The sequence below is a fragment of the Chryseobacterium sp. L12 genome (genome assembly GCF_056133985.1).
On the sequence record NZ_JBVYOF010000046.1, the window covers coordinates 1 to 16,765 of the forward strand.

Here is a 16,765-nt window from a genome sequence, read left to right on the forward strand (position 1 = left end):
ACTGCGTGATTTGGGTTTAAGAAAGTCTGGAAAGCGTATGTAAATGATCCTGCAAAAAACATGCGTGAAATGATGATGAAAAATACAGACACCAATAGAGTTGTTTTTAAAACACGATCGGCAGACGGAAGGGAAATTTCAGATCCGAATCAGGTTTTCAGGGAAATGGAAAAAAGAGCAAAAGAAGGTTTTAAAAAGAATAATAATCCTATAGAACCGGATTTGTATAATTAATTTTGAAGTAGTAAGAAAAAGGCTGTCCAAAGATTTTTGAACAGCCTTTTTGTTTTATTTTTTTCCGGTCAGCCACTGATTTTGCAGTTTTTGCTCTACAGCCGTAGGATTAGGTTTAAACTCCAGAGTTTCTAAAACTGTTTTTTCAAGGACGGCTTTGCCTTTCAGATCAATTTTATCAGTTTTATCTCCATTTTTGCGAAGAACAGTTACGGTAACGTTTTGTCCGTCTTTGATGGATTGCGCATAGCCGATAAACTCCTGAATGTTCTGCACATTCACCGTTTTTCCGTCTAAAGCAACCACTTCGTCGGTAATCTTGAATCCGATGCTTTTTGAGAAAGCCGAAAGTGCAGAGCTTTCATCAAAAACAAAGGTGTTGTTTTTCTCATCATAACCGGTCTGCTCAGGATTTTTAATAAACCAGAACATTGGCGGTGTTTCCTGTTTTTTGATGTCGACACCCACCATATTCAGATATTCTGCATACGGAGTAGGCTGGCTTCCGGCAATATACTTATTATAAAAATCTTTTACCTGCGGATAACCAGTGATAGAAACCAGTTCGTCAATCAGCTTATCATCTTTAAATGGCTTGTTTTCTCCGAATCTTTGTGAAAGCTTTCGGATCATGTCACGATAACCCATTTCTCCGTTAGAAAGTTTTCTCAGCTCAATATCCAGACACATGGTAAGAAGCGTTCCTTTTTCGTAGACGTTTCTGTACTGGTCTTTATATTCATCCAAAAGAATATTTTTGCTCATCACCGTAAAAGGCATGGTGTCGTTATAATTTTTGGAGTTTTTAATTTTATCGCTCATTCTCTGCAAGAACTGCTCTTTGGAAATCAAGCCCTCCTGTATCTGAAATAAATTGGCAAAATATTCGGTTCCTCCTTCGTACATCCAGAGATGCTGAGACATTTTCGGATTGGCATAATCGAAGTAATGAATTTCTTCAGAATGCGTTTTCAGAGGATTTACCGTATGGAAAAACTCATGGGAAACCACATCTACAATCGCTTCGTCTATCGCTTCTTTCGGCATCATCTCATGAAGCACTACGCTGGTTGACTCATGATGTTCCAGCGCTCCGAATCCTTTGATCTGCGGACCGGTTAACCCGCCCAAATAAAGCATGATGGCGTATTTTTTATTGGTATTCATATCACCCAGAAATTTTTTCTGAGCGACGACCATTTTTTCTAAATTTTCTTTAAAATCAGCAGCTTTATATTTTCCGGTTGGGGAGTAAACACCTAAAACCAGATCCATTCCGCCTGCATTGAAGGTAATATAATCAGGTTTGGAATACATCAGCGGAGAATCGGTAAGCTTAGCATAGTTTGCCAGTGTAAAGGTATCTGTCGCTTCAGATTGATCTTGGTCTACCAAAGCGGTAGTTCCGTAAAAATCTGTTGGCTTTTTGATGATCAGCTGATAAGGAACATCCTGCATATTTTCAATATATCCTACAAAACCATGAGTATTGATAAGATACACTTTGCCTTCTTCAATATTGGTTCCGGATGGTGAGAATACGGCTTTATGCTTTGATGTGTCCTGTTCTTCATCAAAACTGTCATTTACAAGATAGGTTATTTTGCTTAAAGACTGCGCATTTTTTAATGAATAGGTGTTATCATTTACTTTAGTAAAAGCCAGCTCTTTTCCTTTATTGTCAAAAAATTTTATTCCTTCTACAAATCTTCCGTAATCATCTACCGAATAGGTTCCGGGAACGGTTTTTGGAAAATGGAACTTTACATCTCCCGATTTCATTTTCGGAAACTCCATGGTTACGGCTACTTTATCATCTTTTACATTCACAAGATCAATATTGGTCTTAATTGACTGTGCATTAAAAAAGAATGCGCCCAATAACGCCAAGCTTATTGCTGTTTTTTTCATATTACATTAATTATAGATAAGTAGTTGACTGTAAATTGAATTTGTTACAGAATATCTTTAAAGTGATTATTTTTTCTTTAAAAAATTTTCTATTTCAGTAAAATAATCAGAACCGTAGTATTTCAAAAATTCACCAGTGGGCTTTAATATAAAAAATGCTCTGCAATTTTCCTGCAATGTAAATACGGTTTGAGCAAAGAAACCGGAATCTTTTCTGTAATTTTCTCTTTTTTCAAATCTCTCTTTATTTAGTGCATCGTTTGTGAAAACAAAAAAATCAACAGCATGATAAGTTGTACTCATTTTTGATGATAACTTAATATAATTATCTATCAATTGGTTGGCATATTTTTCTTTCAGACTGTATTCGCTGCAGTTTTTTCCGTATTGAAAATAATTGATAAGTATTGATTTATCTTCTTCAATTTCTACTTTTAATTCATTGCTAATTAAAGTCCTGATTTGTTTTAACTGCACGGAATCTAATTTTCCATGAAATTGTTTTCGGCTTAATAAATAGCTTTCGTTAATTTTTGTGTTTATTTTATCTGGTTTCTTTTGTGCTTTGTGACTAATAAATAAATTTAAAATAAGAATTAATAATAATTTTTTTTTCATTTGTATTAATTAAACTTTTTTATATCTGATATAATAATTCCTGTTAAACTGTACCGGGTTTGAGCTGGTAAGTTTTAAGCTTTGCCATTCTTCTGTAGGAGAAATGGTCTGATCACCAACTTTTAGGGGAAGCTTTAGGTTTTTTACAGTATTAGCATATCGGAATTTAAGCTGATTACCCTTTTGAGAATATTCCAGAACGGGAACGTTTGTTGTTCTGAGATATTGGTCGAAAACAGTCGAAAAATCAATACCCGCTTTTTCAGAAATATAATTTTCAATTTGCTGTGTAGTAACGGTCTGATGATAAAAATCTTTATTGATTCCTCTCAGAATCTGACGGAATTTTTCGTCATTATTGATCATTTGCCTGATGGTATGTACCAGACTTGCGCCTTTAGGATACATATCGCCGCTGCCTTCATTGTTTACGCCATATTTTCCGATAATCGGAATGTCGTTTTCTATATTATTCTGAATTCCCTGCGCATAAATTTCTGCTGATTTTTTATCCATATAACTTTCGGTAAACAATACTTCAGAATACATGGTAAATCCTTCGTGAATCCACATGTCGGCTTTGTCTTTTGCCGTGATATTATTGGCAAACCACTCGTGTCCGCTTTCGTGGATAATGATATAATCCCAGTTGAGCCCCACTCCAGTACCGGAAAGATCTGTTCCCAAATAACCGTTTGTGTAGCCGTTTCCGTAGGCAATGTTGCTTTGGTGTTCCATTCCAAGATAGGGAGATTCCACCAGTTTATAAGAATCTTCGTAAAACGGATAAGGACCAAACCAATATTCAAAAGACTGAAGCATGGGTTTTACCTGCTGAAACTGCTTTTTAGCTTTATCTAAATTATAATCTATCACCCAGTAATCCAGATCAAGTTTTCCTTTCTCTCCTTGATAAGCATCTTTAAAATTTACATATTTACCAATATTTGGAATGATAGAATAAGCATTGATAGGGTTTTTCACTTCCCATGTCCATACTGTTCGATTGTCTCCGATAGAGTTTCCGATTTTTACTTTTTCATCAATTAATCTTCCGTTTCCGATACCTACCAATCCCATAGGTGTGATGATATTCATAACTATTCCTTCATCCGGTTCGTCACTCCAGATATCTTTTACAGGAAGCCAGACAGAAGCACCAATCCCTTCATCGGCAACACTCATCCAGGGATTTCCTTTTCCGTCTTTTGTAAATATCCATCCGCCATCCCACGGAGCATTTCTGGCAATAGTTGGCTGACCCGAATAAACTACATTAATGGTAAATTTCTCTCCTTTTTTAAAGTTTTTATTAGATGGTATAAAAATAAAATCACCTTCTCTTGTAAATGATTTCGGTGTAGGAAAACTGCACTGCACTGCGTCAGCTTTCATAGGCTGCTGAAGATCAATCTGGAATACAGGATTGGAAATGTCTTTGGTAATCTCAAACGTAATTTTGTTATTTCCTGAAATGCTTTTTTGCTCAAAATCTGCTTCAACGGAAAGCTCATATTTTTTTACATCCCAAAAGTTTCGATATTCGGTGTTGGAACCTTTTAAAGTATCAGATTTGGTAAAGGATGTATTATGGCTAAACAACTGACCAAAATAAAGGCTTGAACTGAGTATTAAAGCAAAGGAAATGATTTTCATCTTAAATTTTCTGAATTTGTCGTCCAAAAATAAAGAATATTATTTAAAGGAATGCAAAATCAGTAATGATTGATTCACTTTTTTATGAAAAGAGCGGTAAAATATTTGATTTTACCGCCCATAAGTATATTTTTAAGAAATTATTTTGATTTTTCCAGCCCCATTTCACGTTTAAGAACTTTCTTGTAGGTGTAAGAACACATGACGATACTAAATTCATAAAGCAGCAAAAGAGGAAATGCTGCCATAAGCATACTTAGAACATCTGCAGGAGTAATGATGGCTGCAATAACCATAATAAGTACAATAGCATGTCTCCTGTAGGTTTTCATAAAAGTGGGGTTCAGAATTCCGATATTGGTAAGGAAATAAATAAGAACCGGAAATAAAAACACAACTCCCATTCCTAAAACAACCTGCAGAAAAAGAGTGGTGTAATCACTCAGGTCATACAAAGGAATAATGATATCTGAAATTTTAAATATAACCCCAAAGTTGACTGCAAATGGTAAAATAAGGAAATATCCGCATAAAACTCCTGTCATAAAGAGAATCCAGACCGAATTGATGATAAAAATAGAGTTTTTTCTTTCATTAGGATGCAGGGCAGGACTTATAAATCTCCATAATTCCCAGACTATATAAGGAAAAGCAGCTACAACACCTCCAAAAATAGAAACTGCCATCATTACATTAAACTGCTGATATAAACGCTGTACACGAACGGGAAATTCTGCGGGCAGAGTAATGCTGTCTTCTCCCAAAACCCAGCGTGAAAACTGATTGACAATTTTAAAAGTTGGAAAATCATTTCTGGTAGGACCGAAAAAAATATGATCCATAATCCAGTTAATATTAAACCCAACAACAATTGCTGCTATAATTATGGCAAGAATAGATCTGATAAGATGTCCTCTTAGTTCTCCAATATGTCCAAGAAAGGACATTTCTTTTTCTTCGCTCACAGATAAAAATTTAATGTTTCAAATTTAGTTAAAAGTTTGTTTATACCGGAAGCAGAATATTTGATTCCGGAAATTGCAAATCTTGTTTAATCTAATACCAAATCTAATTAATTCCCTCATCCAACAATTTGTGCAGATCAATAATTCCGAAATATTTTCCGTTTTCTGTGACTACAAGCTGTCCTATATTATTGTCTTTTAAGATTTTCATTGCTTCTTTTGCCAGTGCATCTTTCTCAATTGTTTTTGGCTGTGAAGACATAATATCTTTTGCCAAAGTTTCAGATATGTCATTGCCGTTTAAAAGCATTCTTCTTAAATCTCCGTCTGTGATAACGCCTACAAGCTTTTCACCGTCTGTCACAACCGTTATTCCGTGGCTTGATGCACTGATAGATATAATTACATCTTTTATTGACGCATTTTCAGACACATACGGTTTCTGTGAAGATAAAAACTGCTCAACTTTTGCCGTTAAATTTTTTCCCAGGCTTCCACCCGGATGAAATTTGGCAAAATCATTTTCCTTAAAATCATTCAGCTCCATCAGACATACTGCCAAAGCATCTCCCAAAGCCATTTGGATGGTGGTTGAACTTGTAGGAGCCAGTTTATTTGGGCAAGCTTCCAGATCAACATGTGTATCCAGAATTACATCAGCATATACGGCTAATTTGCTTGTTCGGTTTCCGGTCATCCCGATAAGTGCAGAAGAATAATCTTTAAGATAGGTAACCAGATTGGCAATTTCAGGAGAATTTCCGGAATTGGATATGCACAAAACAACATCCTGTTTCTGGATAACCCCTAAATCGCCATGAATCGCTTCAGAAGCGTGTAAAAACTGAGCAGGAGTCCCCGTCGAATTTAATGTTGCCACAATTTTATTGCCTACATGAGCAGATTTCCCGATTCCTACCACAATTAATTTTCCTTTAGCCGAATGAATAAGTTCTATGGCTTTCACAAATTCGTCACCAATTCTGTTTTTCAGTTTTTCTAATTCGGAAATTTCAATTGAAAGGGTGTTTTTTGCAATTGAGATAATCGAGTCTCTTTCCATTATTGTTTAAATTAAAATGCAGATTACCAAAGTTTTTAGTTTATACACTGTATAAATAGAGGGCTTAAAAAATCTATTGCTTTTGTTTTAACTAAAATTTTTATAACTTTGGATTGGATGCAAATTTAGCAATACAAAATTAGATGAGTGCAAAAAAAGCCAATTTATCAGGCGAATTGAAAAAATACTTTGGGTTTTCTACCTTTAAAGGACAACAGGAAGAAATCATCAGTAATCTTTTGGATGGAAAAGATATTTTTGTGCTAATGCCTACCGGTGGCGGGAAGTCGCTGTGTTATCAGCTTCCGGCTCTTATTTCCGAAGGTACTGCAATAGTTGTTTCACCTTTAATAGCCCTGATGAAAAATCAGGTAGATGCGGTGAACGGATTATCGTCAGAAAGCGGTGTTGCGCATGTTCTGAACTCTTCTCTTAACAAAACACAGACCAAACAGGTCTTTGATGATATTAAAAGCGGAAAAACAAAACTTTTATATGTAGCTCCGGAATCACTGATTAAGGAAGATTATCTGGATTTTCTGAAAGATGTAAAAATTTCTTTTTTTGCGATAGACGAAGCTCACTGTATTTCAGAATGGGGACATGATTTCAGACCCGAATACAGAAATTTAAAATCAATAATAGATAAAATTGCCAATGTGCCGGTGATTGCCTTAACGGCAACTGCAACTCCTAAAGTACAGGATGATATTCAGAAAACTTTAGGGATGACCAATGCTTTGGTGTTTAAAGAAAGTTTTAACAGACCCAATTTGTTTTACGAGGTAAGACCGAAAGTAAATATTGATAAAGAAATTGTAAAATTCATCAATAAAAATAAAGGAAAATCGGGAATTGTATATTGCCTGAGCCGAAGAAAAGTGGAAGAATTTGCCCAGCTTCTTCAAGTAAACGGAATCAATGCGCTTCCTTATCACGCAGGTTTAGACCAAAAGGTAAGAGTTGCCAATCAGGATAAGTTTCTGATGGAAGAGGCAGATGTAATTGTAGCAACCATAGCTTTTGGAATGGGGATTGATAAGCCGGATGTCCGTTTTGTAATTCATTATGATTTCCCGAAATCTCTGGAAAGTTATTATCAGGAAACGGGACGGGCAGGACGCGATGGAGGCGAAGGGTACTGTCTTGCCTTCTATGATCCGAAAGATATTGAAAAGCTTGAAAAATTTCTTGCTCAAAAACCAGTCTCCGAAAGAGAAATAGGTTTGCAGCTGCTGAATGAAGTGGTAGGTTATGCAGAAACGTCAATGAGCAGAAGACAGTATATTTTGTATTATTTTGGCGAAAAGTTTGATCCTGTAAACGGTGACGGAGCCAATATGTGTGATAATTCTGCAAATCCGCCTAAGCTGAAAGAAGCAACAGAAGATCTGAAAAAAGTTTTACAGCTGATTGATGAAACTAAAGAGAAATTTAAAGCAAAGGATTTAATTTCTGTTATTGTCGGAAAAGAAACCGCTGTTACCAAATCTTATAAATTAGAACAGAGTTCTTTTTTCGGTTTTGGAAAAGAAGAAAAAGACAACTACTGGAAAACTATTCTAAGACAGGCAACGGTTCAGAATTTTTTAACCAAAGATATTGAAACATACGGCGTTTTAAAAATTGCCGAAAAAGGAAAAAAAGTATTAAGCGGAGAGTGTAAAGAAGCATTCCAAATCGCTGAAGACCGCGAATTTGATTTAACGCAGAGCAAAGCGGAAAGCGATCAGGTTCAGATGCAGTCCGGAGGAGGGTTAGATCAAAATCTTTTTGCCCTTCTAAAAGACTTGAGAAAAAAGATTGCTAAGAAACACGAGATTCCGCCTTATACGGTTTTTATGGATCCAAGTCTGGAAGATATGACCGTGCAGTATCCTATTACTGTGGAAGAAATTGCAAAAATTTATGGTGTAGGAGAGGGAAAAGCAAAAAAATACGGGAAAGAATTTGCTGATTTTATTGCAAAATATGTAGAAGATAATAATATTGAGCGTACTCAGGACATGGTTCTGAAGCAGGTTGCAAACAAATCCAGCCATAAAGTTTTTATCATCCAGAATACCGATAAAAAAATTGATCTTGAAGATATTGCAAGAGCCAAAAATCTTTCGATGAATGATCTTCTCAAAGAAATGGAACGTATTGTTTATCAGGGAACAAAGCTAAATATTGATTATTATATCGAAGAGAATTTTGACGAAGATATTGTAGATGATTTTATGGAGTTTATGCGTGAATCTGAAAGTGACAGTATGAAAGTTTTGCTGGATGAGTTTGGTGATGAACTATCTGATGATGAGGTAAGAATACTCAGAATTAAATTCATTTCTGATGTCGCTAATTAGACATGATTTTAATTTCAATGTTAGAAATACGACAAAAAAATTAATATAGTTTGGTAAAAGTTTTTACGATACAAAGCAAATAACAATCCTTCGTGTAAATATTTTTTGACCAGAAGAAGAACCGATTTTAATTAATTATATCATCAATAATCATTCTTCAAAATTTGAGGATTTATTTTAAAGTCAGTAAATTTATCATTACTAATTTTGCAGGATGAACAAGAGAATTACCGTCATATTTATTTTGCCTGATTTGGAAACCGGTGGAGCAGAAAGAATTGTTACCACTATTGCCAATCACCTGTCAAGAGATTTTTTTGACCCTAAAATTTTATTGTTGAGAAAACAGGGCAGTTACTTGGATTTACTGAAAAAAGATGTTGAAATTATTGATATAAAAACAGAAAGAATAAGACACTCTTTAAAGCCGATTCTGAAAGAAATTTACAAACGAAAGCCCGATATTGTTTTTTCTGGATTTGGTGAAGTTAATGCTTACCTGTCATTATTTATCAAGCTTTTTCCTAATACAAAATTTATTGCCAGAGAAACCAATGTGGTTTCAGAGCACGTTACCCGAAAAGAAATTAGATTTTTCTATAAATTTTACAACAATTATCATCAGATCATTGCCCAAAGTGACGATATGATGAAAGATTTAACGGGTAATTTTGATGTAAAACCATCTAAAATTGTTAAAATTAATAATCCTGTCGATTTTGATTTTATTAATTCTAAACTTGCCATTTCCAATAAACCGGAAAGTTTCAGATACAATTACAAAAACGTCGTGGCAATCGGTAATCTATCTGCCAGAAAAGGTTTTGATAATTTGCTGAAAGTTTTTTCCCGGCTCAAAAATGAAAATATTCTGCTTCATATTTTGGGTGATGGGCGAGATAAAGAAATACTTCATCAGATGAAAGATTTTCTTGGTTTGAAACATGTAATTTTTCACGGCAGACAAGAAAATCCGTATCGGTTTTTGAAATTTGCAGATCTGTTTATTCTCTCTTCAAGGTATGAAGGGTTTCCCAATGTTTTGCTTGAAGCCGGAGCTTGTGGCACATACGCCTTAGCGAATAACTGTCCGGGAGGAATTAATGAAATTATTCAAAACGGAATCAATGGCGAAGTTTCGGATATTGATAATCATGAAGAGTTTTCGCAGATGATTCTGCAGGCTTTACATCGGGAACATGATGCTGATGCTATTAAAAATTGCATTAAATCAAGATTTTCTAAAGAAATTATTTTAGATCGTTACGAAAATGTTTTAAAAGATGTTTTGAATTAGATAAAACATTTAATATTCCTAAATTTACGCTCAATTTCGTTAAACATTATTTCGAGTATGAAAAAACTTCCGAAATTAGGTTGTGCCTGTGAAAAACACGATCTGATTGAATCTGAATACAGAACTTCAACGGTGGGAACTGATTTTACCGATGGCAGAAATGCTGAAGTAAGTATTATTCAGTGCAGACTTTGTCAGAGAATCTGGCTTAAATATGAAATTGAATCTCCGGATAATCTCAAATATTCAAGATGGTACAAAGGAATTATCGCCAAAAAAGAAGTTGCCGTAATGAAACCGGAAAACGCAGTTGAATATTTGGAAAATCTTGACTGGTACATTTGTGGTGGTTCTTATTTTGGAAATAAAGAAGTTTTTAAACAGGGTAATCTCAGTTTTGATATTTAAAAATTCTTTTTTAAATGAAGTTGTAATTATTTTCAAATGAATGCAAAATTTTTACTAATAATCTTTGGAACTATTATTTTAGTCGGATGTAAAAGTCCAAAAGATAAAATCACAGATACTGTTCTTTATCAAGATAGTGTTGGTTATTGGAACTATGAATGGGATAGAACAGGAGCTGAAGATTATGGTTTTACTTTTAAATTTTTAAGGAAAAATAAGCTTCAAAAGTTATCATTTAATAAAATTAAGAACAAAAGATGGATGTGGAATGATTATCCATATGATGAGTCTATTTATAGATGGGGCGTTACTGATGATTCAATTTTCACTTTCATGAATTATGACTCAAAAATAAAAATTACCAAATACAATAATGATACAATCTGGCTTAATGATAAAGAAAGAAATAGGAAAATGCTTTTAATTAAGGTAAAGGGAGAATTAAATATAGAAAAGTCTATTGAAGTAAAAGCTGGGGACGGAGATGCAGATAAAGAAATTCAACCGCTAGATATTTAATTCCCGTCATCTGACATAGCGCTCAAAAAAACCTGACAAAACTTACTTTGCCTGTTCTAAATTATTCAGTAAATTTGTAAGAATCAGTCAACAGATAATAAATAAATTAAAATATACAATGAGTCAATTCGATGTTACCGTAATCGGTTCTGGTCCTGGAGGTTATGTTGCTGCTATTCGTGCAGCACAATTGGGTTTCAAAACCGCAATTATTGAGAAATATCCAACTTTAGGCGGAACTTGTCTTAATGTTGGGTGTATTCCGTCAAAAGCACTTTTAGACAGCTCTGAGCATTTTGAAAACGCAAAACACAATTTCGAAAGTCACGGGATTATCATTAATGAGCCAAAGGCAGACATCGCAAGAATGATTGCCAGAAAAAACGAAGTGGTGGAGCAGACAACAAAAGGAATTAACTTCCTAATGGATAAAAACAAAATTACTGTTTTTGAAGGTGTTGGAAGCTTCGAATCTGCAACTCAGATTAAAGTTACAAAAAACGATGGTTCTTCTGAAACTATCGATTCTAAATATACCATTATTGCAACAGGTTCTAAACCATCATCCTTACCTTTCATCACTTTAGATAAAGAAAGAGTAATTACTTCTACTGAAGCTTTAAATTTAAAAGAAATTCCTAAGCATTTAGTCGTAATCGGAGGGGGGGTAATTGGTCTTGAATTAGGTTCGGTTTACTTAAGATTAGGTTCTCAGGTAACTGTAGTTGAATTTATGGATAAAATCATTCCTACGATGGATGGAGCTTTAAGCAAAGAATTGACTAAAGTTCTTAAAAAGCAGGGAATGAAGTTTATGCTTTCTACAGCGGTTTCTGCAGTGGAAAGAAACGGAGATTCTGTAAAAATTACAGCAAAAGATAAAAAAGGAGAAGAAGTTACAGTTGAAGGAGATTACTGTTTGGTTTCTGTAGGCAGAAGACCTTTCACAGATGGTCTTGCTCTTGAAAAAGCAGGTGTTGAACTAGATGAAAGAGGAAGAATTAAAACCAACGATCATTTACAGACAAACGTTGCCAATATTTATGCAATCGGTGATGTGATAAAAGGTGCGATGCTTGCTCACAAAGCTGAGGAAGAGGGAGTTTTTGTTGCTGAAACTTTAGCGGGACAAAAACCTCACATCAACTATAACTTAATTCCCGGAGTTGTGTACACTTGGCCGGAAGTTGCAGGAGTTGGAAAGACAGAAGAGCAATTGAAAGAAGAAGGAGTTGCTTATAAAGTAGGAACTTTCCCGATGAGAGCTTTAGGCAGAAGCCGCGCAAGCGGTGACGTGGATGGTTTGGTGAAGATTATTGCTGATGAAAAAACAGATGAGGTTCTTGGCTTCCACATGATTGGTGCAAGAGCTGCCGATTTAATTGCTGAAGGAGTTATTGCAATGGAATTCCGTGCAAGTGCAGAAGATATTGCAAGAAGTTCTCATGCGCACCCAACGTATGCAGAAGCTATTAAGGAAGCTGCTTTGGATGCTACAGGCAAAAGAGCGCTTCATATGTAAGAATAACAAAAGAACTGTTATTTACATTTTAAAATTATATAGAATGCAGAAATATTTTGATATTTCTGCATTTTTATTTCAAATTATGTAGTAATTTTGATAGGTTAAAAATTATTTTATGAAAATAAAACGTTTACTCTGTTTATCAGTAATTATATTCTTATCTTCTTTAACGAAAGCGCAAGATTTTTTTACTGTATTTAATGAAAGAAGTATTTCAACCGATTCTAAATCCAGAACGGTACAACCGGAAAAATATCTTACCTATAAGCTCAATGTTGAAGATTTGAAAGCTTATATTAAATCTGTACCGCAATTAAGTGATATGGATTCTAAAGAAAATGCAAGCATTATTGTATTACCGATGCCAAACGGAACAAAAGCTAAGTTTAAAATTTGGAAATCTTCTGTTATGGAGAACGAACTTGCAGCTAAATTTCCGAATATCGTGACATTTACGGGGCAGGGTGTGGATGACCGTTATGCAACAGTAAAATTAGATTTTACTGAGCTTGGATTCCACGCTCAGATAAAATCTGTGGTAACCGGAGATTTATATATTGATCCGTATGCACAAAATGACAATACTCATTATGTTGTCTATAAGAAAGAAGACTTAAGGGATAATCACGCTAGAAGTTGTGAAGTTCAGGATGATCTGCATGTCGAAAAAAAGATCGAGCAGAAAAGCGTAACTCCAAGCGTAGGTAATCAGATAAGAATTTTTAGACTAGCTGTTGCGTGTACAGGTGAATATGCCATTGCAGCAACCGGAAACCCTTCACCTACTGTAGCGCAAACTCTTTCTGCGATTGTTACTACAGTAAATAGGGTTAATGGTGTTTATGAACAAGATTTGGCGGTACGATTAATATTAGTGGCAAATCAAACGAGTATCATTTTTACAAATCCTTCTACTGATCCCTTTACCGGAAATAATGATGCTTTTACATTAATAGATGAAAGTCAGGCGAATATTGATGCGTATATTGGTAATGCTAATTATGATATAGGACATACCTTTAGTACAGGAGGAGGAGGTTTAGCAGGATTAGGCGTAATCTGTAATAATTCTTCAAAAGGAAGCGGAATTACAGGCTCACCATTTCCTGTTGGTGACCCTTATGATATAGATTATGTAGCACACGAAATAGGACATCAGTTTGGTGGACCCCATACTTTCAATGCTACAACAGGCAGCTGTAATGGTAATAGGTCTGCGGCTAATGCAGTAGAGCCGGGAAGTGGGGTAACTATTATGGCATACGCAGGAATTTGCGGATCTACAAATGATCTAGCTAATAATAGTATTGCAATTTTTCATACGCGTTCATTTCAATCAATAACTACAAAAGTTCAATCAACATTTTGTCAGGTGACAACCCCTGTGTCAAATACAGCTCCGGTAGTTAATGCCGGAAATGATTACACTATACCAGTTAATACACCTTTTAAATTAACGGGTTCTGCAACTGATGCACAGGCAAATGCGCTTACCTATTGTTGGGAGCAAAATGACACTGGACCTGCGGGAAACTGGAATGTTCCAACAGGAAATGCACCTTTATTCAGATCATATTTACCAACGACAGTTCCACACCGTTACTTTCCAAGACTTCAGGATGTTTTGAACAATCAGGTAACAATAGGCGAGTTTTGGCCAAATTATGCAAGATCTATGGAGTTTAGATTAACCGTTAGAGATAATAATGCCGGCTGTGGCGGAGTGGCAAATGATGATGTTATAATTACTGTTAATGGTACTTCTGGTCCTTTCAGAGTAACATCACCTTCTACAGCAGTATCATGGGCAGGTAACAGTTCTCAAACTGTAACATGGAATGTAGCAAACACAACTCTGGCGCCTGTAAACTGTGCAAATGTTAGTATTTTACTTTCCACAGACGGAGGTCTTACTTATCCTATTACAATTCTGGCTTCAACACCAAATGATGGTTCTCAGGTAATTACTGTTCCAAATGTCAACACATCTCAGGCGAGAATTATGGTGGCAAGCGTAGGAAATGTTTTTTACCATATTAATCCGGCTACATTTAGTATTACCCAGACATTAAGTGTGGATGAAGCTTCAATGGATGATGATGCATTTGTAATATATCCTAATCCGAGCAAAGGGATTTTAAATGTAAAATTCACTAAGCAGAACGATAACCATGATATCACTGTTTATGATATGAGTGGTAAATTGGTTTTCAGAAAATTAAACAACACAGTAAACAAAGAAAGAATTGCAACATACAATTTAAGCAGTTTGATAAAAGGTGAATATATAATCAGCATTAAATCTAAAACGATTGACAAATCAATAAAATGGATTAAAGAATAGTTGATTTAAAATTAAAGCTAAACAGAAGAGAAGTATTTTTTGCTTCTCTTTTTCATTTTAAATGATCTCTAATTGAATTGATTTAGATTACTCCAACTTATTTTTCCTTATCTTTGTCAGCTAAATAATCATTAATGCAACCCGGAAAAACTCAGACTTTAAAAATTTCAGAAAAAAACAATTCAGGATGGATTTTAGAAGACAATAGCGGTGAAAAAGCTTTTTTGTCTAAGATTTTCATTGATGAAGAAAAAGAAGTTGGAGAAGAAGTTGAAGTATTTATTTATCAGGATGATAATAAGCTGAAAGCAACAACAGAAATTCCGTTGGCGGAAGTAGGCGAGTTTGCGGTAATGAGCTGTGTGCAAAGCCTCCCTAGCGGAGCATTTATGGATTGGGGAATTATCAAGGATTTGTTTATTCCTTACAAGCAGCAGAAAACCAAAATTATTGAAGGCAAAAGATATCTGGTGTATTTGTACATAGATGAAGATTTGGAGTTAATTACCGGAACTACAAAGTTTAAACGAAACCCTCAATACGAAAATCTTCCATTTCAAAAAGGTGATAAAGTGGATTTGATTATGATGAACGAAAGTGAACTGGGCTGGAATGTAGTCATTAATAAAAAATACATCGGTCTGATCTATGCCTCTGATGTTTTCAAAAAATTGTATCCGTTATCTGAAGAGCAGGGCTACATCAAAGAAATTCGTGAGGACGGAAAAATAGATGTTTCTCTTCAGCCTCAGGGTTTTGAAAATATTGATGAATTTAAGCAGAAAATTCTTACCAGACTTGAAGAAAATTTCGGATTACTTCATCTTTCAGATAAGTCTTCACCGGAGGATATTAAAGATGAGGTTCAGATCAGCAAAAAGAATTTCAAAAAAGCGATCGGTGGATTATATAAAGATAAATTAATAGAAATTCTTGACGATAAAATCAGGCTTCTGTGAAAATTTTTCAGCATAAAAATAAAAAGGCTCAGATTGTATTATCTAAGCCTTTATTTTATTCTAAGATTGGCTCTTAATTCCGCCATTCTTCATTGATGTCGCATACAGGAATAGGAACCATTTTATGTTTTGCAGCCTTATGCATTCTGTCGAAAATCATAAAAACTTCTTTATCCCGACCTTCATAATCATCAGCTGTTTTTGTGCCGTATTCTTTCTGTATTCTTTCCAGCTCCGGATAAGTTGCACCAATTTGCTGCTCATCGGTTCGGTCTACATCCCACAATCCGTCTGTAGGAATTGCATTTTTAATGCTTTCAGGAAGATTCAGCGCTTTTGCCAGTTCATAAACTTCCGTTTTATAAAGGTCAGCAATCGGTGAAACATCTACGCCTCCATCACCGTATTTGGTATAAAATCCAATTCCGAAATCCTCTACTTTATTTCCTGTTCCGCACACCAAAAGTCCGTTAATCTGCCCGTAGTAATATAACGTAAGCATTCTTAATCGTGATCTTGTATTGGCAAAAGCCAGTTTTTCATTGGGGAATTCGTCATCTTTTACATCAAAAATATCGTGTAAAGCCTCAAAAGGAGCGTTGAGATCTACCGTAAATCCTTCTACATTGGTAAAGTTTTCTTTAAGGAAATCAATCTGTTCCAGAGCTCTTGAGATCTGATCTTTCTGCTGTCTGATCGGCATTTCAATAACCACAGTTTTCAGCCCTGTCAAGGCACATAGTGTGGAAACAACACCGGAATCTACACCTCCGGAAACTCCGATAATATATCCTTGTGCATTAGCTTTTTTTGCATAATCTTTCAGCCATTCAATGATGTGGTCTATAACCTTTTGTGTTTGCATATTTTATTTTTTAGGGCGAATCTTATGATTTCAATGCATTCGCTGTTATACTT

14 protein-coding genes are annotated in these 16,765 nt (G+C 35.1%); 8 read left to right on the forward strand and 6 right to left on the reverse strand.

What is annotated here, in order from left to right:
* Positions 1 to 72: 72 nt before the first annotated feature.
* Positions 73 to 234 (forward strand): hypothetical protein, encoded by a 162-nt coding sequence (locus tag AC0NBN_RS17610; protein ID WP_474468974.1) that lies wholly within the window; start codon positions 73 to 75, stop codon positions 232 to 234.
* Between the two features lie 54 nt (positions 235 to 288).
* Here the strand turns inward: AC0NBN_RS17610 and AC0NBN_RS17615 are convergent, their stop codons facing one another.
* The 5 genes from AC0NBN_RS17615 to AC0NBN_RS17635 form a co-directional block, all read right to left on the reverse strand.
* Positions 289 to 2,145 carry a M61 family metallopeptidase gene (locus AC0NBN_RS17615; protein ID WP_160813064.1) on the reverse strand — a complete coding sequence of 619 codons (1,857 nt, stop codon included), beginning with the start codon at positions 2,143 to 2,145 and terminating at the stop codon, positions 289 to 291.
* A gap of 66 nt (positions 2,146 to 2,211) precedes the next feature.
* Positions 2,212 to 2,622, reverse strand: a complete 411-nt coding sequence (locus AC0NBN_RS17620; RefSeq protein WP_160813063.1) for a hypothetical protein — start codon at positions 2,620 to 2,622, stop codon at positions 2,212 to 2,214.
* A gap of 150 nt (positions 2,623 to 2,772) precedes the next feature.
* On the reverse strand, positions 2,773 to 4,419 hold the full coding sequence (locus AC0NBN_RS17625) for a M1 family metallopeptidase (protein WP_160813062.1): 1,647 nt from the start codon (positions 4,417 to 4,419) through the stop codon (positions 2,773 to 2,775).
* Between the two features lie 140 nt (positions 4,420 to 4,559).
* Positions 4,560 to 5,384, reverse strand: coding sequence for a twin-arginine translocase subunit TatC (gene tatC / locus AC0NBN_RS17630; protein ID WP_474468979.1), 825 nt, complete (start codon positions 5,382 to 5,384; stop codon positions 4,560 to 4,562).
* Positions 5,385 to 5,487: 103 nt separating this feature from the next.
* Positions 5,488 to 6,447 carry a KpsF/GutQ family sugar-phosphate isomerase gene (locus AC0NBN_RS17635; RefSeq protein ID WP_160813061.1) on the reverse strand — a complete coding sequence of 320 codons (960 nt, stop codon included), beginning with the start codon at positions 6,445 to 6,447 and terminating at the stop codon, positions 5,488 to 5,490.
* Positions 6,448 to 6,590: 143 nt separating this feature from the next.
* On the opposite strand from AC0NBN_RS17635, the gene recQ reads away from it, so the two are divergent.
* The 7 genes from recQ to AC0NBN_RS17670 all read left to right on the forward strand — a co-directional run bounded on the left by recQ (position 6,591) and on the right by AC0NBN_RS17670 (position 15,847).
* Positions 6,591 to 8,795, forward strand: a complete 2,205-nt coding sequence (recQ, locus tag AC0NBN_RS17640) for a DNA helicase RecQ (RefSeq protein ID WP_160813060.1) — start codon at positions 6,591 to 6,593, stop codon at positions 8,793 to 8,795.
* A gap of 214 nt (positions 8,796 to 9,009) precedes the next feature.
* Positions 9,010 to 10,092, forward strand: coding sequence for a glycosyltransferase (locus AC0NBN_RS17645; protein WP_160813059.1), 1,083 nt, complete (start codon positions 9,010 to 9,012; stop codon positions 10,090 to 10,092).
* 57 nt (positions 10,093 to 10,149) lie between these two features.
* A complete protein-coding gene (locus AC0NBN_RS17650) occupies positions 10,150 to 10,500 on the forward strand; it encodes a hypothetical protein (protein ID WP_160813058.1) in 351 nt (116 codons plus the stop codon).
* Positions 10,501 to 10,536: 36 nt separating this feature from the next.
* A complete protein-coding gene (locus tag AC0NBN_RS17655) occupies positions 10,537 to 11,019 on the forward strand; it encodes a hypothetical protein (RefSeq protein WP_160813057.1) in 483 nt (160 codons plus the stop codon).
* A 118-nt stretch (positions 11,020 to 11,137) separates the two neighbouring features.
* Entirely contained in the window at positions 11,138 to 12,541 is a 1,404-nt protein-coding gene (gene lpdA, locus AC0NBN_RS17660) for a dihydrolipoyl dehydrogenase (RefSeq protein WP_160813056.1), read from the forward strand.
* A gap of 118 nt (positions 12,542 to 12,659) precedes the next feature.
* A complete protein-coding gene (locus AC0NBN_RS17665; protein ID WP_160813055.1) occupies positions 12,660 to 14,888 on the forward strand; it encodes a reprolysin-like metallopeptidase in 2,229 nt (742 codons plus the stop codon).
* A gap of 134 nt (positions 14,889 to 15,022) precedes the next feature.
* Positions 15,023 to 15,847, forward strand: coding sequence for a S1-like domain-containing RNA-binding protein (locus tag AC0NBN_RS17670; RefSeq protein ID WP_160813054.1), 825 nt, complete (start codon positions 15,023 to 15,025; stop codon positions 15,845 to 15,847).
* A 73-nt stretch (positions 15,848 to 15,920) separates the two neighbouring features.
* Here AC0NBN_RS17670 and nadE read toward each other — a convergent pair whose 3' ends face one another.
* A complete protein-coding gene (nadE, locus tag AC0NBN_RS17675; protein ID WP_160813053.1) occupies positions 15,921 to 16,712 on the reverse strand; it encodes an NAD(+) synthase in 792 nt (263 codons plus the stop codon).
* Between the last annotated feature and the right edge of the window lie 53 nt (positions 16,713 to 16,765).

What these genes read in the sequence shown, in the direction of transcription:
- nadE (WP_160813053.1), bottom strand. Translation starts at nt 16,712, where the DNA reads ATGCAAACACAAAAGGTTATAGACCACATCATTGAATGGCTGAAAGAT.
- AC0NBN_RS17665 (WP_160813055.1), top strand. Translation starts at nt 12,660, where the DNA reads ATGAAAATAAAACGTTTACTCTGTTTATCAGTAATTATATTCTTATCT.
- AC0NBN_RS17655 (WP_160813057.1), top strand. Translation starts at nt 10,537, where the DNA reads ATGAATGCAAAATTTTTACTAATAATCTTTGGAACTATTATTTTAGTC.
- AC0NBN_RS17615 (WP_160813064.1), bottom strand. Translation starts at nt 2,145, where the DNA reads ATGAAAAAAACAGCAATAAGCTTGGCGTTATTGGGCGCATTCTTTTTT.
- recQ (WP_160813060.1), top strand. Translation starts at nt 6,591, where the DNA reads ATGAGTGCAAAAAAAGCCAATTTATCAGGCGAATTGAAAAAATACTTT.
- AC0NBN_RS17645 (WP_160813059.1), top strand. Translation starts at nt 9,010, where the DNA reads ATGAACAAGAGAATTACCGTCATATTTATTTTGCCTGATTTGGAAACC.
- lpdA (WP_160813056.1), top strand. Translation starts at nt 11,138, where the DNA reads ATGAGTCAATTCGATGTTACCGTAATCGGTTCTGGTCCTGGAGGTTAT.
- AC0NBN_RS17650 (WP_160813058.1), top strand. Translation starts at nt 10,150, where the DNA reads ATGAAAAAACTTCCGAAATTAGGTTGTGCCTGTGAAAAACACGATCTG.
- AC0NBN_RS17625 (WP_160813062.1), bottom strand. Translation starts at nt 4,419, where the DNA reads ATGAAAATCATTTCCTTTGCTTTAATACTCAGTTCAAGCCTTTATTTT.
- AC0NBN_RS17670 (WP_160813054.1), top strand. Translation starts at nt 15,023, where the DNA reads ATGCAACCCGGAAAAACTCAGACTTTAAAAATTTCAGAAAAAAACAAT.
- AC0NBN_RS17610 (WP_474468974.1), top strand. Translation starts at nt 73, where the DNA reads ATGATGAAAAATACAGACACCAATAGAGTTGTTTTTAAAACACGATCG.
- AC0NBN_RS17635 (WP_160813061.1), bottom strand. Translation starts at nt 6,447, where the DNA reads ATGGAAAGAGACTCGATTATCTCAATTGCAAAAAACACCCTTTCAATT.